This window comes from Bacillus sp. SORGH_AS_0510 (assembly GCF_030818775.1).
In the GTDB taxonomy this organism is placed as follows: domain Bacteria; phylum Bacillota; class Bacilli; order Bacillales; family Cytobacillaceae; genus Neobacillus.
In genome coordinates this window covers 2,947,894-2,974,293 of the sequence record NZ_JAUTAU010000001.1, presented here as the reverse complement: position 1 = coordinate 2,974,293, position 26,400 = coordinate 2,947,894, and the positions used below count along the sequence as shown (strand labels likewise).

Annotated in this window: 31 protein-coding genes; 18 read left to right on the top strand and 13 right to left on the bottom strand. The window is 38.8% G+C overall.

Annotation, left to right across the window (positions count from 1 at the left end; translation table 11 throughout):
- Nucleotides 1-229 precede the first annotated feature (229 nt).
- The 13 genes from QE429_RS15280 to wrbA all read left to right on the top strand — a co-directional run bounded on the left by QE429_RS15280 (nt 230) and on the right by wrbA (nt 12,083).
- Nucleotides 230-373: a YrzI family small protein gene (locus QE429_RS15280; protein WP_307288110.1), complete on the top strand. Its 144-nt coding sequence runs from the start codon at nt 230-232 to the stop codon at nt 371-373.
- Nucleotides 374-442: 69 nt separating this feature from the next.
- On the top strand, nt 443-991 hold the full coding sequence (locus QE429_RS15275; RefSeq protein ID WP_307288109.1) for a hypothetical protein: 549 nt from the start codon (nt 443-445) through the stop codon (nt 989-991).
- A gap of 69 nt (nt 992-1,060) precedes the next feature.
- On the top strand, nt 1,061-1,246 hold the full coding sequence (locus QE429_RS15270; RefSeq protein ID WP_307288108.1) for a hypothetical protein: 186 nt from the start codon (nt 1,061-1,063) through the stop codon (nt 1,244-1,246).
- 213 nt (nt 1,247-1,459) lie between these two features.
- Nucleotides 1,460-1,615 (top strand): YezD family protein, encoded by a 156-nt coding sequence (locus QE429_RS15265; protein ID WP_307290842.1) that lies wholly within the window; start codon nt 1,460-1,462, stop codon nt 1,613-1,615.
- Nucleotides 1,616-1,741: 126 nt separating this feature from the next.
- A complete protein-coding gene (locus QE429_RS15260; protein ID WP_307288106.1) occupies nt 1,742-2,458 on the top strand; it encodes a phosphoadenylyl-sulfate reductase in 717 nt (238 codons plus the stop codon).
- Nucleotides 2,459-2,472: 14 nt separating this feature from the next.
- A complete protein-coding gene (locus tag QE429_RS15255) occupies nt 2,473-3,540 on the top strand; it encodes a sulfate permease (protein ID WP_307288104.1) in 1,068 nt (355 codons plus the stop codon).
- Between the two features lie 82 nt (nt 3,541-3,622).
- Complete coding sequence (gene sat / locus QE429_RS15250) at nt 3,623-4,771, top strand: sulfate adenylyltransferase (RefSeq protein WP_307288103.1); 1,149 nt, start codon at nt 3,623-3,625, stop codon at nt 4,769-4,771.
- A gap of 12 nt (nt 4,772-4,783) precedes the next feature.
- Nucleotides 4,784-5,383: an adenylyl-sulfate kinase gene (gene cysC / locus QE429_RS15245; protein ID WP_307288101.1), complete on the top strand. Its 600-nt coding sequence runs from the start codon at nt 4,784-4,786 to the stop codon at nt 5,381-5,383.
- A 27-nt stretch (nt 5,384-5,410) separates the two neighbouring features.
- Nucleotides 5,411-6,187 (top strand): uroporphyrinogen-III C-methyltransferase, encoded by a 777-nt coding sequence (gene cobA / locus QE429_RS15240; RefSeq protein WP_307288100.1) that lies wholly within the window; start codon nt 5,411-5,413, stop codon nt 6,185-6,187.
- Nucleotides 6,188-6,354: 167 nt separating this feature from the next.
- Nucleotides 6,355-7,080: a sirohydrochlorin chelatase gene (locus QE429_RS15235; protein ID WP_307288098.1), complete on the top strand. Its 726-nt coding sequence runs from the start codon at nt 6,355-6,357 to the stop codon at nt 7,078-7,080.
- 179 nt (nt 7,081-7,259) lie between these two features.
- Nucleotides 7,260-9,086, top strand: a complete 1,827-nt coding sequence (locus QE429_RS15230; RefSeq protein ID WP_307288096.1) for an assimilatory sulfite reductase (NADPH) flavoprotein subunit — start codon at nt 7,260-7,262, stop codon at nt 9,084-9,086.
- Nucleotides 9,087-9,110: 24 nt separating this feature from the next.
- Nucleotides 9,111-10,829 carry an assimilatory sulfite reductase (NADPH) hemoprotein subunit gene (gene cysI / locus QE429_RS15225; RefSeq protein ID WP_307288094.1) on the top strand — a complete coding sequence of 573 codons (1,719 nt, stop codon included), beginning with the start codon at nt 9,111-9,113 and terminating at the stop codon, nt 10,827-10,829.
- A 642-nt stretch (nt 10,830-11,471) separates the two neighbouring features.
- Nucleotides 11,472-12,083: an NAD(P)H:quinone oxidoreductase gene (gene wrbA, locus QE429_RS15220; RefSeq protein ID WP_307288092.1), complete on the top strand. Its 612-nt coding sequence runs from the start codon at nt 11,472-11,474 to the stop codon at nt 12,081-12,083.
- Nucleotides 12,084-12,136: 53 nt separating this feature from the next.
- Here wrbA and QE429_RS15215 read toward each other — a convergent pair whose 3' ends face one another.
- The 4 genes from QE429_RS15215 to QE429_RS15200 form a co-directional block, all read right to left on the bottom strand.
- Nucleotides 12,137-12,511 carry a MerR family transcriptional regulator gene (locus tag QE429_RS15215; RefSeq protein WP_307288090.1) on the bottom strand — a complete coding sequence of 125 codons (375 nt, stop codon included), beginning with the start codon at nt 12,509-12,511 and terminating at the stop codon, nt 12,137-12,139.
- A gap of 18 nt (nt 12,512-12,529) precedes the next feature.
- A complete protein-coding gene (locus QE429_RS15210) occupies nt 12,530-13,240 on the bottom strand; it encodes an SDR family NAD(P)-dependent oxidoreductase (RefSeq protein ID WP_307288088.1) in 711 nt (236 codons plus the stop codon).
- Between the two features lie 119 nt (nt 13,241-13,359).
- Nucleotides 13,360-14,451, bottom strand: coding sequence for an AbrB family transcriptional regulator (locus QE429_RS15205; RefSeq protein ID WP_307288086.1), 1,092 nt, complete (start codon nt 14,449-14,451; stop codon nt 13,360-13,362).
- A 29-nt stretch (nt 14,452-14,480) separates the two neighbouring features.
- Nucleotides 14,481-14,774 carry a YciI family protein gene (locus QE429_RS15200; protein WP_307288084.1) on the bottom strand — a complete coding sequence of 98 codons (294 nt, stop codon included), beginning with the start codon at nt 14,772-14,774 and terminating at the stop codon, nt 14,481-14,483.
- A 247-nt stretch (nt 14,775-15,021) separates the two neighbouring features.
- Between QE429_RS15200 and QE429_RS15195 the strand changes: the two genes are divergently transcribed.
- Nucleotides 15,022-15,915 carry a GNAT family N-acetyltransferase gene (locus QE429_RS15195; protein ID WP_307288082.1) on the top strand — a complete coding sequence of 298 codons (894 nt, stop codon included), beginning with the start codon at nt 15,022-15,024 and terminating at the stop codon, nt 15,913-15,915.
- Between the two features lie 69 nt (nt 15,916-15,984).
- On the opposite strand, the gene QE429_RS15190 is transcribed toward QE429_RS15195, so the two are convergent.
- The gene (locus QE429_RS15190) at nt 15,985-16,284 is read right to left on the bottom strand and encodes a hypothetical protein (RefSeq protein WP_307288080.1); all 300 of its coding nucleotides are present in this window, start codon (nt 16,282-16,284) and stop codon (nt 15,985-15,987) included.
- 144 nt (nt 16,285-16,428) lie between these two features.
- Between QE429_RS15190 and QE429_RS15185 the strand changes: the two genes are divergently transcribed.
- Complete coding sequence (locus tag QE429_RS15185) at nt 16,429-16,887, top strand: GNAT family N-acetyltransferase (RefSeq protein WP_307290840.1); 459 nt, start codon at nt 16,429-16,431, stop codon at nt 16,885-16,887.
- Here QE429_RS15185 and QE429_RS15180 read toward each other — a convergent pair.
- A complete protein-coding gene (locus QE429_RS15180; protein ID WP_483862227.1) occupies nt 16,862-17,965 on the bottom strand; it encodes a C40 family peptidase in 1,104 nt (367 codons plus the stop codon). The two genes, QE429_RS15185 and QE429_RS15180, sit on opposite strands and share 26 nt — an antisense overlap.
- A 256-nt stretch (nt 17,966-18,221) precedes the next feature.
- Here QE429_RS15180 and QE429_RS15175 point away from each other — a divergent pair, with 256 nt between their 5' ends.
- On the top strand, nt 18,222-18,677 hold the full coding sequence (locus tag QE429_RS15175; protein WP_307288078.1) for a GNAT family N-acetyltransferase: 456 nt from the start codon (nt 18,222-18,224) through the stop codon (nt 18,675-18,677).
- A gap of 51 nt (nt 18,678-18,728) precedes the next feature.
- Here QE429_RS15175 and QE429_RS15170 read toward each other — a convergent pair whose 3' ends face one another.
- A complete protein-coding gene (locus QE429_RS15170; RefSeq protein WP_307288076.1) occupies nt 18,729-19,550 on the bottom strand; it encodes an SGNH/GDSL hydrolase family protein in 822 nt (273 codons plus the stop codon).
- A gap of 118 nt (nt 19,551-19,668) precedes the next feature.
- A complete protein-coding gene (locus QE429_RS15165; RefSeq protein ID WP_307288074.1) occupies nt 19,669-20,640 on the bottom strand; it encodes a bile acid:sodium symporter family protein in 972 nt (323 codons plus the stop codon).
- A gap of 217 nt (nt 20,641-20,857) precedes the next feature.
- Here QE429_RS15165 and QE429_RS15160 point away from each other — a divergent pair, with 217 nt between their 5' ends.
- Nucleotides 20,858-21,322 (top strand): SRPBCC family protein, encoded by a 465-nt coding sequence (locus QE429_RS15160; protein ID WP_307288073.1) that lies wholly within the window; start codon nt 20,858-20,860, stop codon nt 21,320-21,322.
- A gap of 69 nt (nt 21,323-21,391) precedes the next feature.
- Here QE429_RS15160 and QE429_RS15155 read toward each other — a convergent pair whose 3' ends face one another.
- Nucleotides 21,392-21,832, bottom strand: coding sequence for a YaiI/YqxD family protein (locus QE429_RS15155; RefSeq protein ID WP_307288071.1), 441 nt, complete (start codon nt 21,830-21,832; stop codon nt 21,392-21,394).
- A 124-nt stretch (nt 21,833-21,956) separates the two neighbouring features.
- Nucleotides 21,957-22,421 carry a low molecular weight protein-tyrosine-phosphatase gene (locus tag QE429_RS15150; protein WP_307288069.1) on the bottom strand — a complete coding sequence of 155 codons (465 nt, stop codon included), beginning with the start codon at nt 22,419-22,421 and terminating at the stop codon, nt 21,957-21,959.
- Between the two features lie 221 nt (nt 22,422-22,642).
- Here QE429_RS15150 and QE429_RS15145 point away from each other — a divergent pair, with 221 nt between their 5' ends.
- The gene (locus QE429_RS15145; protein ID WP_307288067.1) at nt 22,643-23,395 is read left to right on the top strand and encodes a 2-phosphosulfolactate phosphatase; all 753 of its coding nucleotides are present in this window, start codon (nt 22,643-22,645) and stop codon (nt 23,393-23,395) included.
- A 64-nt stretch (nt 23,396-23,459) separates the two neighbouring features.
- Here QE429_RS15145 and QE429_RS15140 read toward each other — a convergent pair whose 3' ends face one another.
- From QE429_RS15140 to QE429_RS15130, 3 genes are all read right to left on the bottom strand, one after another.
- Nucleotides 23,460-23,969: a DoxX family protein gene (locus tag QE429_RS15140; RefSeq protein ID WP_307288065.1), complete on the bottom strand. Its 510-nt coding sequence runs from the start codon at nt 23,967-23,969 to the stop codon at nt 23,460-23,462.
- A 177-nt stretch (nt 23,970-24,146) separates the two neighbouring features.
- Nucleotides 24,147-25,112, bottom strand: coding sequence for a S66 family peptidase (locus QE429_RS15135; RefSeq protein ID WP_307288063.1), 966 nt, complete (start codon nt 25,110-25,112; stop codon nt 24,147-24,149).
- A gap of 93 nt (nt 25,113-25,205) precedes the next feature.
- The gene (locus tag QE429_RS15130) at nt 25,206-26,273 is read right to left on the bottom strand and encodes a tellurite resistance/C4-dicarboxylate transporter family protein (protein WP_307288061.1); all 1,068 of its coding nucleotides are present in this window, start codon (nt 26,271-26,273) and stop codon (nt 25,206-25,208) included.
- Between the last annotated feature and the right edge of the window lie 127 nt (nt 26,274-26,400).

The window sequence follows — 26,400 nt, the reverse complement described above, 5'->3', positions numbered from 1 at the left end:
ATTAGGTGGTTTAAATTGACAATTATTCGAGCAGGTCAATATAATAAAATAAACTGACTAGTCGTTTTAAAGGAATCTGTTTTCAACTTCTACGACTAAAGTATGAATAATCATTCGGCCTATAAATGGAGAGAATTCTCGTCTTCAGAACGATTTCATTCTTTTTGGGTTTTTCTATACTAAGAGTAACAAATAAAGCAAAACACATTAGTACCAAGGAGTGATTGACATGACTATAAATATTTTATTCCTTTCTATAACCATAAAAAAACGGACGCTCAGTCTACAAGAAGCTGTACACGAAGAAAATGTTGAAAAACTCTATGAAAAAAATAAAGATCAACAAATCTCCATGCACCGTTTTTTTAGATAATCATTTTCTAACCTAGCAACAAAATTAGCTGTCTTTAATGGACAAAATGAAGAATGAGGTGACCTTGAAATGGCTAAGAGACAAGAAATTCCTTCAAACAAGAAGATTTCAGTTAGCCTCAACCTTGAGGGCTGGATATGGGAATTAGTGGAGCGAATTGAGAGTAACAGATCAAAATTTTTTAGGAATTTATTCCTTGAAAAAATAAAAGCCGAACTAATAAACGAGCATGTTATGACTGACATGGATGGAGTGACCGAACTTTTAGGTGAAGTATACTTAAATATTATTCAATATAAACGCCAATTAAAATCAGTAATCACAGGTCGAAAGCCAGTAAGAAGAGTAGGTTTAAAAAAAGAAGAAATCAAAAACGGTTTGTCGGAAGATTTAAAGAAAAAAGCAATTAGTATAAATATGGAACATTGGATATGGGAAATTGCAGCGAAGATTGCCCCAAATCGGTCGGCATTTTTTAAAGATTTACTTTTACAAAAAATGAAAAAAGAGTTAATAAATGCGAATGTTGTGAAAGAAAACGAGGTTATCGGGAAACAACACGCTGAAGCATATATCAAAATCATGGCTGCTACGATAGTTAATAAAAAGGTAAGTTAAAATTTAAATAGATCATGTATAGTTCAATAGGATTAACCAACACTACCTGTAAAAAGGATGGTGCTTACTATGAATAAGGAAGAAAAAGCGTTGCCTCAAGAACTTCACAATAACGTAAAAGAAAGTACAGCTAGTAAGACAGCGAACAATGTGGAAGCAAACCTAGAGGATAATGATATCCAGACAGAAAGCTCCATCATCGTTGGTAAAGGGGACCCAAACACTTCACCAGATGCAGGAAAAGCATTGCTTTAGAAAAAATTAATACGAAAGTCCCGGGAGCGTCCATAACGGTTTCATTGCCGATTAGGACGCTCTTTTTTGCTTTATATCGAGGCATAAAAATGTGCAAAAAATAATATACAAAAAATTAAATTTTTTCATTTACATAAAACCTATAGGTATGGTAGGATTAATTTCAATAAAATATAACATTACTTCCTGGCATCATAAAGGGGGGCGAACCAACTGAAAGCTAATGAAAAAGAAGAACTCTTCGCTCAGCTTGAGAAAATGCTCGACACCTTACAATTTGGTTCAATTACACTTGTCGTTCAGGACGGCAAGATCGTGCAACTTGAAAAAATTGAAAAGGTTCGTCTTCAATCGAATAAAAATCGCTGACTAGACAAACTAGAGGCGGTCTCCACTTTTACGTAAAAGGAGACCGCCTTTTTCTGTTATAAAAAGGCGGTTAGCAGAGCAAGGATTATTCAGAAGATTTTTAGAAGATAAAGGAGGCCTGTAGCAATGACGACTACAGTTACTTATGAAAATTGGCAACAAATTTCAGATTCTTTTTCAATTGAGGATTTTACCAAAGGAGCGCGTTCCGTGCTGGAGTGGGCATATAGTCATTACTCGGAACAAGAACTTGTCTATGCATCAAGCTTTGGTGCAGAGGCTATTGTTCTTATTGACTTAATTCAACAGATCAAGCCGGATGCTCATATCGTATTTCTAGATACCGGATTGCACTTTCCAGAAACGTATGAGGTGATTGACAAGATCGAAGCTAGGTTCCCAAGTTTAAATATTGAGAGAAAGTTGCCAAAACTTACGCTTGATGAACAAGCTGCAGAATATGGATCGGCCTTATGGAAACGGGATCCAGGTCAATGCTGCAATATTCGTAAGGTGATTCCGTTACGAGAGACCTTAACCTCGAAACAAGCTTGGATATCTGGGCTTCGTAGAGACCAATCACCAACACGTGCAAATACTGAGTTTATTAATAAAGATGACAAATTTCAAAATATAAAAATCTGCCCGTTGATCCACTGGACGTGGGAGGAAGTATGGAACTACATCAAAGAAAAAGATTTACCGTACAACACCTTGCATGATCATGGATATCCAAGTATCGGTTGTTTCCCATGTACACAGCCGTCAGGGACGGATAGAGATTCACGTGCAGGACGCTGGGTGGGAAGCAACAAGACGGAGTGTGGCTTACACACGAAATAGGGAGGGCGTAACATTTGCTCACAATTATCGCCATAACAATTGGGTTGTTCTTTGCAATTAATATAGGTGCGAGCGGTGCCGCCGCCTCCATGGGAATTGCCTATGGAGCGGGAGTGGTGAAAAAAAGGCTGGCATTATTGCTTTGCGCTATTGCTGTATTCTTCGGTGCTTGGCTCGGAGGAGGCGAAGTCGTCAAAATGATTGGCGGGGGAATTGTACCTAATAGTACATTTAACGTTCCGGTTGCCTTAATTGTTTTAGCCTCAGCTGCCTTGTCCTTGTTTTTAGCTAATATATTTGGAATTCCACTTTCAACAAGTGAAGTTGCAGTGGGTTCAGTGGTTGGGGCAGGAATTGTTTATCAATCCGTGTTCGTTAATCATCTAATCTGGATCATGTTCTTTTGGCTTCTGACACCATTTGCTGCCTTTCTTATTGCCATCATTGCTTCCTACATTTTAAAAATGAACTGGCTAAAAAAGTGGCTCGAAGCATCAAAGGCGGTTCCCGTGCTATCTGTCTTAGTATTACTCATGGGGATGTTTGAAGCCTTTTCTGCAGGAATGAATAATGTGGCCAATGCGGTAGGACCGCTTGTTGGTGCAAAAATCCTATCAACTGGTGATGGTATACTCTGGGGCGGATTATTCGTTGCCTTGGGAGCATTGGTTTTGGGCAAGCGGGTGCTTGAAACAAATGGAAAGAAAATTACCCAACTCAGACTCGAAGAAGGCTCCATCATCTCTGGTACCGGGGCAACCATCGTAACGATTGCATCCGTATTTGGAATCCCCGTACCGCTCACGCAAATTACGACTTCTTCCATTATAGGAATTGGCTTTGCTAAGCATGGGAAAGCGGTATTGAAAAAAGATATCGTGGTTCAACTGCTTACCGTTTGGATCGTATCACCAGTTTTATCGATGGTCTTATCGTACACGCTGATTCAATTAATTATTGAACATAATTTCTATCCAATTATCGCTATGGGAGGTGCCCTAATTTCTGTATTTGGCGTACTCTCATTAATAAAAAAGCAAAAAACTAGCATACCAGTAAGACAAGAAATGGCTAAAGACTAAGATTCTTTCCAATAGAATCTTAGTTTAATAAATAAAAATTTGTAACCAATTACCGGTTAACTAAAGAAAGGGTTTGATTCTGTTGTCATTTTTACCAAAACCACATGGGGGAAAACTAATCCAAGCATATAACCCAAAACTGGATGTAACTCACATTGAAAAAGAAGTAGTGATTGATGCAATTGCCTTAAGCGACCTCGAGTTAATTGGAGTAGGTCTGTTTAGTCCACTTACGGGATTCCTTGGTAAAGAAGATTATGAATCAGTTGTTGAGAACATGAGATTAGCTGACAATACCATTTGGTCTATCCCTGTCACTCTGCCTGTATCGCAGGAAACAGCTGCCACACTTGAAGTAGGAGAAGAAATCAAATTAGTTTTCAATAAAGAAGTTTACGGCGTAATAAAAGTATCTGAATGGTTTGAACCCAACTTAGATACGGAAGCAATTAATGTCTATAAAACTCTTGAATTGGCACACCCCGGAGTGAGACGTCTATATGAAAGAGGCCCTGTATATGTAGCAGGCGAAGTAACCTTGATTAAGAAACCTGAAAAAGGTGTCTTTAGTGATGTATGGCTTGAGCCCAAAGAAACGCGCGCTTTATTTGAAGAAAAAGGCTGGAAAACTGTTGTTGGCTTCCAAACCAGAAACCCCATTCACCGTGCGCATGAGTACATCCAAAAGGCAGCCCTTGAGACGGTTGATGGACTTTTCGTTAATCCATTAGTGGGTGAAACAAAGTCGGATGATATCCCAGCAGATGTCCGTTTAAAGAGCTATCGTGTGTTACTTGAAAACTACTATCCTACTGAAAGGGTACAGCTAGGTGTCTATCCAGCAGCAATGAGATATGCGGGACCACGTGAAGCCATATTCCACGCGATTGCCCGAAAGAACTTCGGCTGCACACACTTTATTGTCGGCCGTGACCATGCAGGGGTAGGGAATTACTACGGAACATACGATGCACAGTTGATTTTCAGTGAATTTGAAGAGGGAGAATTGGGCATTAAACCATTATTCTTTGAACATAGTTTTTATTGCAACAAATGTGAAGGCATGGCTTCAGATAAAACTTGTCCACATAGCAACGCGGACCGTGTAATTCTTTCCGGAACAAAGGTAAGAGAAATGCTTCGTGCTGGAACACTGCCACCATCAACTTTCAGTAGAAAAGAAGTTGTGGAAGTGCTAATTGAAGGAATGAAAGAAAAAACATCAGTCTAGGGAGGCAGTAAAATGACAAAAGCAACGAATATTACATGGCACTCATCATCGATTTCAAAGGAAGAGCGCCGTTCGAAAAATGGTCATGGAAGCTGCGTTCTTTGGTTTACGGGTCTGTCCGGTTCGGGGAAATCAACCATTGCTAATGCGGTTTCTAGTGAATTGTTTCGTCAAGCATTAAACGAATATGTACTTGATGGAGACAATATCCGCCATGGATTAAATAAAGACTTAGGCTTTTCCGACGAGGATCGAACAGAAAATATTAGAAGAATTGGTGAAGTGGCTAAACTGTTCGTCGATAGCGGCGCGATTGTGACGACTGCCTTTATTTCTCCATTCCGCTCAGATCGAGATCAGGTGCGCGCGTTGTTTGAAGAAGGGGAGTTTATTGAAGTATATATCGATTGCCCTCTTGAGGAATGTGAACGACGGGATCCGAAGCAGTTATATGTAAAGGCACGCCGTGGTGAAATTAAGGATTTTACGGGGATAAACTCGCCATATGAATCACCAGAACGACCAGAGATTACTATTAGGTCTGATCAGGTAACGGTAGAAGAAGCCGTTAAACACATTTTTGACTATTTACAGGATAAGAATGTAATCTAACAGGTATTATAGAAAGGATGAATAGCCATGACAGGCAAGGTGTACTTAGTGGGTGCGGGTCCAGGAGATCCAGATTTAATAACGGTAAAAGGATTAAGGTACCTGCAGCAAGCTGATGTCATCCTATATGATCGGCTAGTTAATCCAGAACTATTGCAACATGCAAAACATGGTGCGCAACTCATATATTGTGGGAAACTTCCAAACTATCATACAATGAAGCAGGAAACGATCAACCATTTTTTAGTTAAATATGCAAAAAAGGGTCTTCAAGTTGTTCGTTTAAAGGGAGGAGATCCCTTTGTATTTGGTCGTGGTGGGGAAGAAGCTGAGGAATGTATGAGGAACGAAGTCCCTTTTGAAGTCGTACCAGGGATAACAGCTGGCATTGCTGCAACTGCTTATGCAGGAATTCCTGTTACCCATCGTTTTTTGAGTAGAAGCTTTGCTTTTATTACGGGCCATCAGGCTGGTGATAAAGCGGCAGAGCACCAATGGAATCATTTGGCTAAAAGTGTTGATACCATTTGTGTATATATGGGGGTATCTCACCTTTCAACTATTATCAAACAATTAATCCAGCATGGGAAATCCCCTCAGACACCGATTGCCGTAATCCAATGGGGGACATTAAGGGATCAAAAAACGGTTATTGGAACACTTGCAACAATTGAAGAACAGGTAGTGAAAACTGGTGTTTCAAATCCCAGCATGATAGTAATTGGAGAGGTTGTTTCGCTTCACAAAAATTTAAATTGGTTCCAAAAGGAAATGCTGCCCAGCTTGCCAGTTGTGCATGGATAATCGTGGTTGTATAATATTCAAAAATTAAGTATTCCTATTGTACTTATAGTAGTTTAAAATAAATATAAGTAATCCTATTGGATTTAAGATTTTCACAATTAATGCAATTAAGATTTTAATCTGGGGTTTAACATTCTTCAATCTCATAATAAAGAGGAATTCTATCTATGAAGGCAATACTTTACATTGGACATGGGACGCGCTCTAAAAAAGGAGCAGAAGAAGCAAAGGCATTTATTGAAAGGGTAATGGATCAGGTTAATATCCCGATACAGGAGCCCAGTTTTCTTGAACTGACACATCCCTTGATTGAAGAGGGTTTCAAGCGCTGTGTGGAGAGGGGAGCGACAGACATTACTGTCGTCCCTTTGTTCCTTTTAGCGGCAGGACATATTAAACAGGATATCCCTGATGCACTATCGTTATTAAAGGTTAAATATCCTCAAATTCAAGTGAATGTTAGGGATCCTTTTGGTGTACAAGGGCCAATTCTGGATGGAGTGGCGGAGCTGATCCGTTTATCGGCAGGGGATGTAGGACCAGATGATCGGGTCTTGGTTGTTGGAAGAGGCAGCAGCGACCCAGCCGTTCATGATGATTTTGCTAAGATTACCACTGGTATTCGAGAGCGGCTTGGAATTGAACACGTATCAGTTTGCTTTATGGCTGCCGCTGAACCGCGCCTTAGAGAAGGGTTAGAGATGATTACGATAGGTGCAACTGGAAGATTGATCGTTGTGCCGTATTTATTATTTTCTGGTCTGTTAACCGCTGAAGTGAGTCAAGAAGTTCGGAAACGGCAAAAACAAGGGCAGCCGATTCTTCATACAGGCCCATTGAGCGGCCATCGGGTGATTGAGGATATTGTTGTTAGAAGAGCTACAGTGGAATAAGGTGATGGGGCGTGGGCTGTAGATTAAAGTGCCCGTCGGACAAAAAAACAGAGGCCCATGGGCACTATTAATAGTTCCATCAACAGCCCCAGCTCAAAGTAAAATAGAAGATTCATAGTCAACTAACTTAAAAAACTCAAATTTAACAAAAAAGTTTATCCTTTGTGAGGTGGATATCGTTGCAACTTCAGGTAATCAACAGTCCGTTTAATCAGGAGCAGGCAGAACTACTTAACCGACTTTTGCCCACTTTAACAGACGCCCAAAAAGTATGGCTGAGTGGGTATTTAGCAGCATCCCCGTTTACTGTTCTTGGAGCAGCTAACACGCAGGGGACAGTAGTTCCTGTCCAAGGTTCAGAACCAAAGGCATCAAAAGAGGTAACAGTTCTATACGGTTCACAAACGGGCAATGCACGCGGACTAGCAAAGAAAACAGGCAAAACATTAGAGGAAAAAGGGTTCCAGGTAACTGTCTCCTCCATGAATGATTTTAAAACCAACAACTTAAAGAAAGTCCAAAACCTTCTTATTATTGTAAGTACACATGGTGAAGGCGATCCACCTGATAGTGCACTCACATTCCATGAATTTTTACACAGCAAGAGAGCACCGAAACTCGGTGATCTTTCTTTCTCTGTGCTAGCACTTGGTGACAGTTCATATGAATTTTTCTGTCAAACTGGAAAAGAATTTGATTCACGTCTAGAAGAACTGGGCGGAACACGTTTATACCCACGATTTGATTGCGATGTGGATTATGATGAGCCAGCAACAGAATGGCTTGAAGGCGTCCTCGGAAGTCTAAGTTCAGGTCTGGAAAGCAATACTCCGGTAGCGGTAAATTCAGTAGGAGCAGCAGCTCCAGTGGCGGATTCTGTATACTCACGGTCTAATCCATTTAAAGCGGAAGTATTAGAAAATATCAACTTGAATGGCCGTGGCTCTAATAAAGAAACGCGTCATCTTGAAATCTCACTCGAAGGATCAGGGCTTACCTTTGAACCGGGAGATAGTCTAGGAATCTATCCGGAAAACGACCCTGTACTCGTCGAACAACTTCTAGCCGTATTACCGTGGGGTGCGGAAGAAACAGTGACCGTAAACAAACAAGGAGATGTATTATCTCTAGAAAAAGCACTCACTGCTTACTTTGAGATTACAGTAGTAACGAAACCGTTCCTTGAAAAAGTGGCAAAGCTTACAAATAATGTTGATTTGAAGGAACTACTTGCAACAGGCAATGAGGATAAATTGAAAGCCTATATTCAGGGGCGTGACCTGTTGGATTTTGTTAACGACTTTGGTCCTTGGGGAGATTCAGCCCAAGAATTTATCTCCATTCTACGTAAAATCCCGGCCAGACTTTACTCAATAGCGAGCAGCTTGACAGTCAACCCGGATGAAGTACATTTAACGATTGGTGCGGTCCGCTATGAGGCGCATGGTCGTGAAAGAAAAGGCGTATGTTCCATTTTAACAGCTGAACGCCTGCAGTCTGGTGACACATTGCCTGTATTTATCCAGCACAATGAAAACTTTAAATTGCCAGCCAATCCAGAAACACCAATTATCATGGTAGGACCTGGTACAGGAGTAGCACCATTCCGTTCTTTCATCCAAGAACGTGAAGAAACAGGTGCGGAAGGGAAATCATGGTTATTTTTTGGTGATCAGCATTTTGTAACAGATTTCCTTTACCAAACGGAATGGCAAAAGTGGTTGAAGGAAGGCGTCCTGACCAAAATGGATGTGGCATTTTCACGTGATACGGATGAGAAAGTATATGTTCAACACCGCATGCTTGAGCGTAGCAAGGAATTATTCGAGTGGCTTCAAGAAGGAGCGCACCTGTATATTTGCGGAGACGAGAAACATATGGCACACGATGTCCATCACACGCTTCTTTCGATTATTGAAAGAGAAGGAAATATGAGCCCTGAACAAGCAGAAGCATACCTTGCCGAGATGCAGCAACAAAAACGCTACCAGCGCGATGTATATTGATGGGATGGAAAGGAGTATTTCAACATGGTGAAACAAATCTTAAAAGCACCAGATGGCCCTCCAAGTGATGTGGAGGACATCAAAGAACGAAGTAATTACTTACGTGGTACATTAAAAGAAGTGATGCTTGACAGACTCAGTGCGGGCATTCCTGAAGATGATAACCGATTAATGAAGCATCACGGCAGTTATTTACAAGATGACCGTGATCTCCGAAATGAGCGACAAAAACAAAAACTGGAGCCAGCTTACCAGTTCATGCTGCGCGTTCGATTACCGGGAGGAGTGGCCGCACCACATCAATGGCTGGTCATGGATGAGCTTGCGGATAAATACGGAAATGGCACCTTGAAGCTGACAACACGTGAGACTTTCCAAATGCATGGAATTTTAAAATGGAATATGAAAAAAACCATCCAAGAAATTCATGCATCACTATTAGACACAATAGCAGCCTGTGGGGATGTTAACCGTAACGTCATGTGTGCATCCAACCCCTATCAGTCTGAAATTCATGCTGAAGTATATGAATGGTCAAAAAAATTAAGTGATGACCTCTTGCCACGAACAAGAGCCTATCACGAAGTTTGGCTGGATGAAGAAAAAGTAGCAGGTACGCCTGATGTAGAAGAAGTAGAACCGATGTATGGTCCGCTTTATTTACCGCGGAAGTTTAAAATCGGGATTGCTGTTCCTCCATCTAATGACATCGATGTCTTTTCACAGGACCTTGGGTTTATCGCTATTGTGGAAGATGGCAAGTTAATTGGCTTCAACGTGGCAATTGGCGGTGGAATGGGCATGTCTCACGGTGATACCGCTACCTATCCACAGCTGGCAAAGGTAATTGGCTTCTGTAAGCCGGAACAGTTGTATGAAGTAGCGGAAAAAACGATTACGATTCAACGTGACTATGGTAACCGTTCTGTTCGTAAAAATGCTCGATTTAAATACACGGTTGACCGTTTAGGTATTGAAACAGTTAAGACAGAGCTTGAAAATCGTCTTGGCTGGAGCCTAGAGGAAGCGAAACCGTATCATTTTGACCATAACGGAGATCGTTACGGCTGGGTTAAAGGCATTCAAGGAAAATGGAATTTAACCTTATTTATTGAAGGCGGCCGGGTGGCGGATTTTGCTGACTACAAACTGAAAACAGCTCTTCGTGAAATTGCAAAAATCCATACAGGAGATTTCCATCTAACACCAAATCAAAATGTGATTATCGCGAATGTATCAAGTCAGAAGAAGAAACAAATCAATGCACTTATTGAACAATATGGATTAACGGACGGGAGCCGCTATTCCGCTCTCCGCCGGAATTCGATGGCTTGTGTGGCGCTACCGACTTGTGGTTTGGCAATGGCAGAGGCGGAACGTTACTTACCAAAGTTAATTGATAAAATTGAGGCCATTGTGGATGAGAACGGCCTCCGCAATGAAGAAATCACGATTCGAATGACGGGTTGTCCAAACGGATGTGCTCGACATGCACTTGGTGAAATTGGTTTCATCGGTAAAGCACCAGGAAAATACAATATGTATCTAGGTGCAGCCCATGACGGCAGTCGTCTTAGTAAAATGTACCGTGAAAATATTGGGGAAGATGAAATCTTACAAGAATTAAACGTCGTTCTTTCCCGTTATGCAAAAGAACGCAATGAAGGGGAGCATTTCGGAGATTTCACGATCCGTGCAGGGATCGTGAAGGCAACAACAGACGGAACGAACTTCCACGAATAAAATATAAAACTCGGGTCCAATAACCTTCTACAAGTTTAGTCAAAAAACGACTTCTCTTGCAGAAGGTTATTGCTTTTTTTGGTTGAACAGGGTACTGGCAATTTTCAGTAGATACTATTTTCGGAAGGAATTTTGTTAATAATAATTCTCATAGGTAATTTATTATTATAAATGTGCTGATAAAGGCAATGCTTATAAGTAAAGAAATAAAGGGCGTAGCATGTTCAGCTGATTTTATAAATAAAATGAAGGTTAAAAGAAACGTAAAAAAGGTACCAATAAGTAAAAGTAGATTTACAGAATAGAGTAAAATGGTATCTATCCACAGCAAAAAAATTCCTCCCCCTATTACATAATGGCTCTATAATTTAATAATAAAAGCTGTTTTTTAAGTGCTGATGGATTTTATGTAAAGGTTTATTAAGTTTCTTCCTTAGTGGCAAATAATGCGAGAGCTTTAAGTCACTATTCAAAAGCACACTGCACAATCATTAATAATTTCGATTATGATAGTATTTTTCTTTTAAAGTCTTGTTCGACGAATGTATGTAAATTTGATACGCAAGAAATAATAGGTGGTGTAGTAAAATGGGTTTCTTATCCAAATTATTTGGCAATTCAACAACAAAGGGGACAGAGAAAATGACAAATGTTAAATTGGCCGTAGTATTTTACAGTATGGGTGGTACAAATTATCAACTTGCAAAATGGGCTGAAGAAGGAGCAAAAGAAGCAGGTGCTGAAGTTAAAGTACTAAAAGTTCAAGAATTAGCTCCTGAGTCTATTATTGAGAGAAATGAAGTATGGAAAAACACAGTGGAAGCAACGAAAAACGTTCCAGTTGCAACAGGGGATGATATTGAATGGGCAGATGCAATCATTTTTAGTGTTCCGACTCGATTTGGAAACATGCCGTCACAAATGAAACAATTCCTTGATATACAAGGAGGACTATGGGCAACAGGAAAAACAGTAAACAAAGTAGTCAGTGCCATGACTTCAGCACAAAATCCACATGGTGGTCAGGAAGCTACACTTCTTTCATTATATACTTCTATGATGCATTGGGGTGCGATTATAGCGACCCCAGGTTATACTGATCCAGTTATATTTGGAGCAGGAGGAAACCCTTATGGAACAAGTGTGACAGTTGGCCAAGATGGTAAAATGATTGAAGATGTTCAAGCGGCTGTAAAACATCAGGCAAAGCGTACAGTAACAGTTGCAGAATGGGTAAAGAAAGCAAATCAATAAGTTTATTAAAAAACAAAGAAAACTCGCCATTTTTTCAGGCGAGTTTTGCTTTTTTATATGCCATTTACGTCGTCCATTTCACGTTCAAGTCTTGCAATCTTTTGTTGAATTTTTCTTAGATTTTCTTCCGTATCTCGAATTTGTTGTAAAACGTTGGTTTCGTGATGTCTGATCATTTCTAATCGTTGAGGGGTGTAATCCGCCCCCTCCATTGACCAATCAATAAATTGTTTAATTTCCTTGATGGGCATTCCAGTATTTTTTAAACAAAGAATGATTTCTAAAAATTTTAGTGCACCTTCGTCAAAAACCCGATCCCCTTTTTCCGTTCTTTTTAAAAAAGGCAACATTCCTTGATTATCATAGTAACGTAATTGGGAAATGGATAGGTTATTCATTTTGGCGACTTGCCCAATGGTATAATTCATACTATTCTCCTTAAGGGATTACCAAGGAATAATTCCGTTTTGGTTAAGAATTTTTCCATTATAATTTGTTTCGCTTAAGGCGTATTTAACAATGATTTGCGCACCTTCGGCAGGTGTTTTGCCTCCCGGAGCATTTCCATTAAGATCTGTTGTGGTAAAACCAGGTGTCACACCTAGTATTTCTGGACCATTCGTACCGAACTCTTTACCAAATCCTAATGTTAAAGCATTCACAGCGGTTTTTGATGAATTATAGCCTAAAATATTTAGTGGATGAACATCGCCATTGTCGAACATTGTTTGCGAAGCCATATCTGTCGTTAGATTAATAATTTTACCATTTGGAGCTTTTTTAACTAATGGTAAGAAGGCTTGGATCATTTGGAATGTACCAAAAAAGTTAACATCGAATTCTTGACGCAGGGTTCCAACGGTTAATTCACTTGGCAAAATATTAAAATCCAATGCAATCCCTGCATTATTAATTAACAAATCTAAGTGATCCGTAAATTCGAGAATATTTTTAACAGAGTCCTGAATGGATTGTGTGTTTGAAATGTCCACTTGGACAAATGAAACATTTGACATACCTAAAGATTGTATAGCTTTTTGACCAAATTCCGCGTTGCGCGCTCCTAAAAATACATGGAAATCTTTTTCTGCTAATTGACGGACAGTCTCATATCCAATCCCTTTATTTGCTCCTGTTACAAAAGCGAATTTTGTCATTTTATTTCCTCCAATGTTTATCTTGATACGATACAAATAAAAGGATACAACCTAAACCTAAGTTTAGGTCAAGGTCTATTCGAATTTATTTTTCATACAAATATATCCATTTTTATCTGTTAAACAGATTTTGTTTTTCCACGATAGCCAATTTTAAAAAACAATCGAAGCAATGGTGGAACAGCAAAATAGATAAAAAATAAGCGGAAAAGCTGATAACCCGTCACCATAGATAAATCTGCATGTATTTCGTGAGCGAGTATCCCCATCTGATCCATCCCACCAGGAGCCAGGCTTAAGAAACTGGTGGATGGTGAAATACCATAGAGCGAAACGAGTAAAATGCTTAAACCAATGGAACCCAAAATCATGACCATTCCACTAACAAGCGCAAGCGTGATAATTTTTGCTTTATGCTGCAATTTCTCAGGTTTTAATAGCAGTCCAATATAACTACCGATCATAAACTGGGAAACATCCAAAATCTCTGGTGACAATGACGGACCTTGAAATCCAGACATCGTGGCAATGGCAGTTCCCAAAATCGGCCCTAATAAAAACGGAGTAGGAAACTTAAGTCTTTTTGCTAAAAATGCACATGCAATGCACAGTAAAGCAAATAGAATGAACGTTGGTAAAACAGGTCCAGAGAAGGGCATTGCTTTTTCAATTAAGTCTGCACTTGACTTTGCAGGTGTATTTTTAAAGTAAGACCCTAAAATTAGAAAGGGCACTAGGAAAATTATCATTAATAAACGAGCTACTTGAAGAAAGGTAACGGTGGTAATATCGATTCCTTTGACTTCTTCTGCGAAAATAATCATTTGCGATAGCCCACCAGGAATACTTCCTGTTAATACAGTAGGATAGTCGACGCCTGAAAGCTTGGAAACGACATAAGCAATTCCTGCACAAAATGAGACAAGTAAAACAGTCATAAGCAGCATGGAAGGCAGCTTAGCTACTATTTGTAAAAGTGCCGACTTCGTAAACGATAAACCGATTGAATATCCAACAATAATTAAACCAGTATCACGAATATAACTCGGCCAGAAAAACTGAATCCTAGAAAATCTGGCTCCAATTAAAACTGCTGACATTGGACCAAGAAGCCAAGGGATCGGTGTATGCAGGACAGTGAACACGAGTCCACCGATAAATGCTGATATTAAGGTTGCAATAAATCGAATTCTTTTGTTGTCTTTAGTCAATGAAACCCCTTCTGTCTGAAAAATTATTTTTAACGACCTTCCATTAATGAAACACGGTATTTATGTAATTCACAATCCATAACTCCGTTAACCACGGCTGGATCATTCTCCATAATCTTTTGTGCGACTTCCCATGATTCTGAACGAAATATACAAATGCCCATGGCGCCGTCTAAGCACGGACCTGCGAGGATAAGCTTTTCTTCTGTCAAAAGCTCATTTAAATATTGAAAGTGGGTACCCATAATCTTATTTTCTTCTTCTGTCATGGTCTCGATAAAATTTTCCCGCTTTGGCCTAATTACATACACAAACTCTTCCACATTCAATCCCCCAATTTACGATATGATTACCCTATTTTATCATGACTAGTGTGTTATGGTAAAAAACTGAACTTGTAATCGCAGAACAATTGGCAGGAGAATAAAAAATAATCTAGAACAATAAAAAGATGATGTTTTAAGTTTTAGGCTGTGTTAAAGAACAGTGTTGATTTATAAATCCTGTTGATTGGAGCGGAAATCAACAGGCAAGTTTAACAGAGCCTAGTTTTAAAGGGGAGTGCAAGAAATGAAAGTAGAATACTTATGTGAAGAGAGAGTAGCAGACTTTGTTGCCTATTGTAAGAATCACAAAATAGAAATAGATGACTCATTTTTGTATGACGAGCATCTAGCAAACTTTAAACCAGATAAGGAAAACCCGACCTATATTGTTACAAACCAAAAGGGAAGAATGGTAGCAGTAGGCTCATTGATGTTGAATGATTATAATCGGCGCGGGCGGAAAGCTCGCTTTAGGATTTTTCATTCCGAAGAGGAACATCTTGTGAACTACCAAATGTTGATGCAAGAGTTGTTAAGGCATACAAACGAGATAGATGAAGTTTTTCTGTTCGTTCCATTCACTAATGAAAAATTGGCTCATACTATTGAACTATTGAAGTTTTTGGCGGAGCGCTACACGTTCTTACTTGTTAGGGGAAATGAAGAGGTTCCCAAGTTCAGCATGTTAGACGGGTATGAAATTAGACCATTCCGTTTAGGCATGGACGAAGAAGCCTGGTGTACGGTTCGAAATGCTGCCTTTGCGAATTTAAAAGGAAGTGAAACCCCCATCACACCAGACATGGTGGTGAAAATGATGACAAATTCGGATCATATCGAAGGGGCATCGCTTATCCTTTTTGACAAAGAGCGCCCAGTAGGAGTGATTCGAGGTGCTGTCGATGAATATGAAGATGCGCCTATTATGAATATCGGTCCCATTGCAATCGTGCCTGAATACCAGGGCAAAGGTTTAGGAAGGTTCCTGCTTAGGTATTTATTGGATTTTGCCAACAGAACGGGATATGACAGAACCATTCTCTGTGTCAATGCAGAGAATGAAAGGGCCAAAGCGTTATATATTCAAGAGGGATTTAAACAAGTCGAAGGAGTGACATGTTATACTTTTCGATTATAGAATGCTGGATGTGAAACGAAACAAGAGCAGTTCACCTTAAGTAAACTGCTCTTGCTTGATAGGAATAGTTTAACGGTCACTGCTTTCCATGCGGTCATGGTCATGGCCATGTTCATGTTCACTTTCAAATTCATCAGGACTAAAACCAAAAGGTCCTCTTGGTCTATGTTGTTCTACACGGAAGAGGGCAACAATGGTTTCAATACGAATAGCGACTAGCGTAGAACGCATTCTGCCTCGTGTCTCCAACACAATCACGTCACTTCCCACTTCAAGAAGTCTTCCAGTAAAAGTACCTTGAAGTGTTACCACCTCAACTTCCCGTTTGAGTAACTCATGGGCAAGCTGATGGAAATTTATCTCTGTCATACCTCATCATCTCCTTCACATTACATTAAATGCAGTTTTATGAAAAACGCACCATTTTTTTTGAATTTTTTAGGTATTAAACCAAGTAAACTGAGTAGCCCAATGAAATGACGTAATTAAGTAATAGGAGGTTTTGTGGTAAATATGAAGATTCATAGTAATTTTTCAAAAAGTAACCTTGATGAAATGAGAGAGGTTTATCGCTCAGTGGGTTGGACTAAACATTCCAATGAAATCATTGAACAAATTTTCGAGGCAAGTAATGTTGTTGCTATTGTAAAAATGGATGATCGAATTGTTGGATTTGGAAGAGCCATGACTGATGGAGTGTTTAATGCTGCAATATATGATGTGGTCGTTCATCAGGAATATCATAAGCAAGGCATTGCTAGAAAAATAATGGAGTATCTCCTAAACGAACTTAGTCATGTTTCCTGCGTTCATCTAATTGCGACAACGGGTAACGATGAATTTTATCAAAAGCTGGGTTTGAAAAAGGTGAAAACAGGGATGGCGAGCAACACCATGGTCATCTACCATAATAAAAGAGAGGCAAACTGTATCCAATACCATTTTTTTATATCCGCACAACCCGCCCTTTAAATGCATTTTTCCAATAACCTTGTGACATATCGGCGATCGCAACACCGGTTGAGCTTTGAGAGCCAATGAATTTTCCGTCACCGATATAGATACCGACGTGTCCGTCCTTTTTATATGTATCAAAAAACACAAGGTCCCCTGGCTGCATATCTTTTGCAGCAACCTGCCTGCCATCATTCTTAATAGCAGAAGTCGTAGTCCCGATAGTCACGCCCGCTTGTGCAAAAGCCCAATGGACAAAGCCGGAGCAATCAAATCGGCCACGTGCAACATCATTCGTACTTCTACCGCCGCCAAATACGTAAACTGAATTGCCAATATACTTCTTACCTGCGTTTATTACCGTACTTATGTAATCACTTTGTTTAGCTGGTATCGCATTTATGTATGTTTGTTTAACAACTTCTTTTTTACTAACTTCTTCTTTAACTTGCTCCTTTAACAAACTGTATTCATTCTGTTGTTTAATCAGATGTGACTTTAATGTCTCTAAGTTTTTTTTCATATTGGCTATTTCAGTAAGCTTTTTTTCTAAAGCTACTTTCTTGGTATCATATTCCTGTTGTTCCGTTTCTTGCTGTTCCAATAGAGTTCTGTCAGCTTCGGCAATTGCAGCGACTGCTCCAACACGTTCCACAAAATCACGAAAACTAGTGGAACCAAGCAATACATCAATGTAGGAGACATGCATGTCTGTGTGCTGATAAGATAGAGCTCGGTCCTTTAATACACTCTTCCTTTTTTCCATACTCTCTTCTAAAGTTTTCATCTCTTTTTCAAGTTTTTCTACCTCAGCTTTTGCTAGTTTTCCATAATTTTCATTTTTGAGAATTTCAACATTATTTGCTTGAATAGCATCGTAAACTCGTTTCATTTGTTCCTTTACATTATTTGGGTTTGCTTCAAGGTTGGGAATTTCTGCTGCAATGGTTAATGAATTTATGGGAGTGGTTGACTGCGATTGTGATTGAAGGTTTTGATTATGTAGGTTAGTTAAAGATTCTGCATATACACTATGTAAAAATGGGTTTCCTGCTGATACTGTGAGAATAATCACTATACTTAATATCATTATCAACTTTTTGATCACCAAACACCACTACTTTCTTAAAAAATTCATTGAATCTAGTAACAATAATTTTCTAAATGTTCGTACTATTTAATGTATCAATATTGTAGCAAATCATTCTATCAACTGTGTTATAAGAATATTACATTTTTATAACAGAGGGGGAGTGAAACTGTGTAAGATTTTCTTACATAATCGTTGAATGTCCGATGGTTTATAGATAGGATTTAATTAAATAGAAACTGAGAGTAATTAGGAGGCTTTTATGGAAATTAGAAGCGATGATTTAACTGGACCTGAAATTGCAAGTTTAATAAGTGAACACCTTTATAACATGTCATTGAACTCTCCACCGGAAAGTATTCATGCTTTAAATCTTCAGCAGTTAAGGAAACCTGAGATAGCGTTTTGGAGTGCATGGGATGGTAGGGAATTACTTGGATGCGGCGCACTAAAAGAGCTAAATAGTGAACATGGGGAGATCAAATCCATGCGAACTTCTGCCTTGCATCTAAGAAAAGGTGTGGCAAAGCGAATGCTACAACATCTGATTGAGGAAGCGAAGTTACGTGGTTATCAACGTGTAAGTTTGGAAACGGGCTCAATGGAGGCATTCGAACCAGCAAGAAGATTATATGTTAGCTTTGGATTTCAAAATTGCAAGCCTTTCTCTGATTATAAAGAGGATCCCAATAGCGTATTCATGACACTGGAATTATAATGTGTGTATTATGAAAAAAACCGTACCTATAAAGATACGGTTCGTTCGTACTTATACTGAACTTTTTCTAATTTGATGCTTAAGCTGATACATGATTTGCTCTGAAATGGCTGTATATCCAGCTACATTGGGATGGACACCATCTGGGGAGAGGTTTTGCAGCTTGTCTCCATTAATGACCTTTGTTGTTTCAATAACGATGGAACCTGGAATTTGATTCGCAACTTCATAGATATGAAGATTCCATTTAGGCAGCATTTTGTCTGCTATAGAATACATTTGATCATCAGGATGGATGGGGTTATACAATTCTAGAAATACAATCGTGGCCTTCGGATTCACTTTGGTAATTCTGGTAGTAATCTCATTAAGATTTTTCGAAAAAGAGGTTTGCAGTTGATCGTAGTCTTGAATGACGGTTCGAAAATTTTGACCACGGGCCATGCGAAGAACATCATTGCCACCAACATTTATGGTTACAATATCAGACTGCTTAATCGATTCATCAAAGCGACCTTCCTGAACTAGCTCATTTAATTCACCACTAGTAATCCCATTGATACCTTGGTTATCAAAGGTAACTTGTTTGTTGGTCTGTTCCGCTAATTTAGTAGAAAATTGGCTTACAAAGTTCTCATTCGGTCCAGCACCAACTCCTCGAATAATTGAATCTCCAATGGCTAGAAGGTGGAGTTCCTCTGTTTTAGCATTTTGGAAATAGTTAAGATACGAAATTTGATTGGTTTTATGATTAACAGCAACCGCTGTCTGTTTTTTCATTTTGTATATCTGATACTGCGGATAGTAAAACCAGGCTGAAACCCCAAGTCCAATGATGAAAATGAAGATGAATAGATATTTTAATATTTTCATAGCATACACTCCTTGATTAACACTATTATAACAAGGTTAAAAGGAGAATGGTTTAGGGGGTCATTTCCAAAAGGTAAAAAACCATCTTCTTGTTTGAAAGAAGATGGTTTAGAAAAAGCTATTTTGCTAATGTTTGATCAGCATTTATCTTTGCAGTTGACTTTTCGTCTTCCATGCGACTAAAAATAGTTGCTAAGACTGGCCCTGAAATGTTATGCCATACACTGAAAATAGCACTTGGAACAGCTGCTAGTGGAGAGAAGTGAGCAGCTGCAATAGCAGCACCTAAACCAGAGTTTTGCATTCCAACCTCGATTGCCACCGCTTTTTTCTTCGAAAGATCCATCTTAAACATTTTTCCAAATGAATATCCCAGTAAATACCCAAGGCAATTATGTAGGACAACTACCGCAAAAATAATTAATCCAGTTTTGGCAATGGCTTGTTGGCTAACAGATACAACAGCCGTAACGATTGCAACAATGGCGATAATAGAAACCAGCGGCAAGACCTTCACACTGGCTTGTGCCTGTTTATTAAATAGTTTTTTAACTACAACGCCTAGAATGATAGGGAACAAGACGATTTTTACAATGGATAGAAAAAGACCCCCTGGATCCACAGGAATCCATTCGCTTGCAAGTAATAAAATGAGTGCAGGTGTTACAAGTGGAGCTAGGATTGTTGTGATGGATGTAATGGTAACACTTAGTGCGACATCCCCCATAGAAAGAAAGGTCATTACGTTTGAGGCGGTTCCCCCAGGACAGCAGCCGACCAAAATAACGCCAACTGCGACTTCGGGTGATAAATTTAGGCCTTTTGCTAAAAGAAAAGCAAGGGCTGGCATAATTAAAAATTGACCAACCACGCCGATAGCCACATCTTTTGGGCGTTTAAATACTTCTTTAAAGTCGTTGGCAGAAAGGGTTAAACCCATTCCAAACATGATGATTCCTAACAATAACGAGATATGTGGAGCAATCCATGTAAATGTAGCGGGTGAAAAGAATGCAAGTGCTGCAAATAGTAGCACCCAGATGGCAAAAGTACTGCCAACAAACTGACTAACTTTTTCTAGGGTTTTCAATGTGTTTACCTCCTCTAATATTTCGTATTGCAAAGTATTATAGAATATTATTTCAATAAACACAATAGTTTGAATATTATTTTATTTTTTAAATTTAAAGCGTTAGTGAATGAAAGCGTTTTCTGGGAGATGTAGGAGAAAAACGTTAACAATCTTAGTTCGCTTTGAATATGAATAAATGAATGGGATTAAAACATCTATGGATGGAGGAGGACCAATGAATATCACATACGAGCATCGTTTTGGGCTGCCAAGGAACGTTGTCTGGAAGTATATAAAAAATGAAAAAGTTCTAAGGAATTCAATACCTGGTTGTAAATCGTTTGTGGAAACGTCAAAAGGAGTATACCAAGCAGAGTTAGATGTGAACATCGGTCCGATCCAAGATGTCTTTTCATTAAAGATTAGATTTTTCGAGAAAAATCAGTCAACCTATCAGCTACGCGTTGAAGGAAAGGGAAATGTTGGCGAAGTTGTGGGTAAGGCAGACCTACTGATAAGTGAAGTTCAAGGCGGGTCTAAAATTACATGTAGGGCCGATGCGGATGTAACGGGTGCCCTTGCACTAGCTGGAAAAAGTGTATTGGATTCAGGTGCCAGCAAAGGGTTAGACACTTTTTTTGAAAAACTGGAAAAACAAATTAAACGGACTATTTATGAAATGAGAAGAAATACGAGATAAAATTAGCGTTAATCCGTGGGATTAACGCTAATTTTATGAGAGATTATAAAGAAAAAATAAACGTCCCTTTTAATGTGAGATCGCTCTTTTAAAAAGTTCCTTAAATTTCTCCCTATCTTCTGATGTAAATGGTTTTGGGCCCTTTGTCCGTTTTCCGCTTTTTCGAGCCATTGCACTCAAATAACGAGTTTGTAATAATTGGTCAATATTTTCATTGGTATAGCTAGACCCCTTATGATGAAGTACCTTACAACCTTTTGCTAAACCCAAAGAGGCAAGACCATAATCTTGCGTAACGATTATATCTCCTTTTTCTGCTAACTTCATTATCCGATAATCCGCAGCATCTGCTCCAGAGTCAACATAAATGGTTTCTACACCCGATGGTTGTTCTGCATTCGAAAAATGAGAGAAGCTAGTAACAAGGATAACAGGTATGTCAGCATTCGTACCTTCAGAGATAATGATATCTTTTACCGGACATGCATCTGCATCAACATAAATTTTCATCTTTATCTCCCCAAAGATCATTTTGAGTTGATGATAATGGCAGATTAATCCTTTGTCAAATGATAAAGATGGTTTACCTAAAATCATTAAACACAGTTATTCAATTATAGGTCGCCTATTTACGTTATAAGTTTTGTTCTCTGCGAATTTTATTAAGTAATACCCGGCAGCCAGCGGAAACAAGTCGAAAGGTTTCCTCAAAATCTCCGGTGAAAAATGGATCAGGGATATCTTTTTTGTATTTGGTTAGGTCGAGCAACCTAAATATTTTTGTATGATTGGGCTTGCCCGTTATTCTATAAATATTTTTTATATTGCTTTCGTCCATACCGATAATGTAGTCGAACTTCCTAAAGTCTTCTTTCTTTAGTTTGCGTCCAACTAGACCGTCAGAATAGATATTGTATTTTTTTAATATATTTAGTGTTCCTTCATGCGGCGGGAAGCCGATTTGTAAGGGACTAGTTGCAGCGGAATCAACTGCAATTTTATTTACCAATTTTTCCTTTTTGACTAAGTGGCGAAACAAAGCTTCAGCCATCGGTGAACGGCAAATATTCCCCAAGCACACAAATAAAACGTTGATCATGCACTATACCCTCTTTTCCGTTTGTAATGACAAAGTATGTATGGAACATAATTTGGGAACGGCGTTAAGGGATAAACAAAAAACTCTCTTTTGGACAAAAGAGAGTTTTTTTTACAGACCTCAATCCTAATTTTACCATTTTATAAATATAAGTCTATTATTTTTTTGTTATTCCTTTAAAATCAAGGTTACAAACTTAGTAAGCTGAAAGGGTGATGATTATGTTTTTCGATCAAGATCGATATGAATGTAAAGTGGAGTGGGGAAGGCGCGGAGCAAGAGAGGCAGCGGATAGAGGAGATATTATCGTCATTGTCGATGTCCTAAGTTTCTCATCCACAGTAATAACTGCCTTACGAAATGGGGCACACATCTATCCGTATCCTCAGAGCTTAGATGGAAAAAAGTATGCGAAAGAAATTGGCGCTGAGTTTATCTTAGGAAGAGCAGAGGCTGCGAAAATCGGAAAGCCTACGTTATCACCGGTTTCTTTTGGACAAAATCATAGGGAGCGAAAATATGTTTTGACCTCAATTAATGGGGCATTTTGCACGTGGATTGCATCCAGAGTTCCTGCCCTGTTAATTGGATCTTTCCTCAATGCCGAATCTGTGGCAGTAGCTGCTAATCAAATACAAAAGCAAACGGCCTCCAATATTACGGTTATCCCTTGCGGTGAACAATGGGGGGAAGTAAAAGAACACGAAGATACTCTCCGCCCAGCGATTGAGGACTATTTAGGTGCTGGAGCTATACTTTCCTATTTAGAAGGAAAAAAGTCTCCTGAAGCTGAGCTTTGTATGACTTCATTTCTTCATACAAAAGTAAATCTTGATGAATTAATTTGGGAGTGTGGGAGCGGACGAGAGCTACGAGCAAGAGGCTTTGAAGCAGACGTCACACATTGTAGCCGTTTAAATGTATACCAAACCGTTCCGATTTTGAAAAATGATCATTTTATTGAATATGCTTAAGAATTGTTTCGATAAGACCATCAACCAATGACGTTGATGGTCTTACCTGATTATGTATCATTTGTTAGGCACCTTGAGGAATTTGCGCTTCTGTCTTCTTAAATAGTAATTTCTTTAAAAATGGAATAAACCATCGGTCTAATCCAATTTTTCCAGCGTTTAATCCAGCAATTAAAATGAATAAGCTTAATAAAACCATTTGAGGATTGGTGCTGGTTGTTCCTGAGAACATATAGGCAAAGTTCATAGTTAGACCCATTAGTATTGAAAATGAGGTGAAGATTCCTAAAATTAATCCGAGACCGACTAAAAATTCACCCCAAGGAACAAGTACATTAAAAAGGTCAACATATGGTAGGGCGAACTCTTTAATAAACGAACCCCACCAGGGTTGAACAGAAGGGTGGTCACCTGCCATATTTTTAATTGCTCCATTTAAAAATCCTGTTGCATCGAATGCTCCACTAGAGATTTTCCCCCAACCTGCCTGGATCCACTGCCATCCAAGATAAAGCCGCAGCACTGTAAGTAACAGTGAAATGAAACGGTTTTCCTTTAAAAATTGAATAAACATACTAAACGCCTCCTTTTAATTGATAACGATTATCATTATCGTTTAGAATGTCATGCGAGTCAACGAGTGAAAAGTACTAAGTTTCAATATACCGTATAGAACAATATTCCTATTCCACCATTTTTAAACAAAAAAGCCCTTCTTTTTAAAAGAAGGGCCGTCGGATAGATCGTATTCTTAAAATCTAGTGAATTTAATCGTTTTGTCCGAACTATCAATTTCGACTTCGCCGCCAATAGGAAAGGTGAAAATAGGCTGGGTATGTCCAAAATCTACATCATATAACACAGGAATTTCCTTTAGTTGTGGATGCTTATCCAAAATGAACAGCAGCTGTTCTTCCGTTACTTTTGAAACTCGTTGGAATCTACCAATAACGAGACCCTTTATCTTTCCTGCAACTTGTAAAAGGGAAGTAAGGTCACGTGCGAATGTCTCTGGAATGGTCAATTCATCATCTTCTATAAAGAGTACACAATCCTCAAGTGCTGGCATATAGGTAGTGCCTTGTAATAAGTTCAGGGTGCATAGATTTCCACCATATAAAGTCCCCTTTGTCGAACCTTCACTGTACGTTTTCCATTTTGCCTCTCCAAAATGACGGTTTTCTTGGTCTAAATACCATGAATCATCACTCCAGACAGGTGAGGCTTCCACGCTGAATTCTTCTGATTGCATGACGCATTTTTTAAAAAAAGACGTTTGGTATTCCTGGGCTTGACCCATTTGAAAACTGGAAAAGTGTGGTCCTGAGTATGTAATGAATCCAGCTTGAGTGGTGATTGCAGTGGCAATCGCTGTAATATCACTATAGCCACAGAACACCTTTGGATTATTTTTAATTAATTCATAATCTAAATAGGGTAATAGTTCATTACTATTAAATCCACCTATAACAGTTAAAATCCCTTTAACATTTGAATCTTGAAATGCCTCATGAATATCCTGTACTCTTTTTTCAATAGATGTAGAGTTTTGTAGATCCGATTCAAAAATGTTTTTTCCAAAGGTTACTTTAAAACCTAGATCTTCTAAACGTTTCTTAGCTTGTTTGACTCCTACCTCTGACATAATTCCTGCACTTCTACTTGGTGCCACAATTCTTATTTCATCGCCAACATTTAGTTTTACTGGTACATGCATAATACTCACTTCCATTACTGATTATTTTTTCTAATATATTCCACTATTGGGCAACTTGGCAAGATTTAATTTGTAAAAAAAAACATCCCAAGTTTAATTAGAGATGTTTTTCATAGTTGGTGTTTGGAAATGATTACGAAAATGAAAATATAAATGATGGATCATGCCTAAAAATACAAAAATCCATGCGGCAATTGCAACATATATCATCACTCTAGGAATGATAGTTAAAAACGATAAGTCTAGTGCTTTTGACAATTGGTATGTGCTAGTTGTATACATGGCAAGCGGGAAGGCCATGCCCCAAAACTGCGGATCATAGGAAAGTGGATAGCGATGATAGATATGGCGCCATATCATTAGTATGAATAATAGTGGAATCCACCAGGTACCAGTGATCCAAAAAAACAAAGTAAAGCCCTTTAAGAAAGGTGTTATTTCTGTTAAAAAGGACCAGGATTTTGCATGTAAGATTAAAGTAGATCCGGATAAGGTAGTAATAGCAACTGCTCCCATATTAATCCAGTAAGGTGGTGTAAGGGCAGAATGATCTAACTTTAAGAAGGTAAAACGATAGAAAATAAGTGTAATAATGTTAAGATACAACATGCATCCAAGGAAATACATACATAAAGAAAAGAACAAAACAATTGGTCTTCCAGAACCTACGTGTGGAGAAAGCAGGGAGCCGAGAATAGAAAGGGAATGGGTGGCAACTGCTGCAATCAACCAAGCACCGTTAATCCCTTCAACCATCGAAGGTTTATCCCGTCTCACCGTCACTGCTGGAAAGAAGGTGTACATAATCACATGCCATAAAAAAATAGCAATTCCCCATAAGTAAATCGCAATCGTATATTGGTTTGCGACAATAATAAGTTGGCAGCCCAATACACTAGTTCCAGCTACTAATGTAAAAAATCCTGGCCCAAGTGAATGGCTGGTCAAATCAGCTGCCATTCTAGGAAAATAGCAGAAAATACGTGTAAGAGTCAGGACCCATAAAGAAAAATAGGCAATGATGTTAATATATAATAACGTCTTTGAAATAATCTCCATCCCAAGCAGGTGTGTTCCTATCGATAATGCCCCAGTAGCCATGACTAAGGCAAAATAACCAGGAAAAAGATTTTCTGCTTTATGTTTTAAGTAAGAAAACAATTTCTTCTCCCCCCTAAACTATCTACCAAAGATCTAGAACCTATTTTATCATAAAAAAAGTCCTTCAAATTAAAGAAGGACTATTTTTACCTATTTCAACGGAATTAACCAAAACCATGGGGCTATT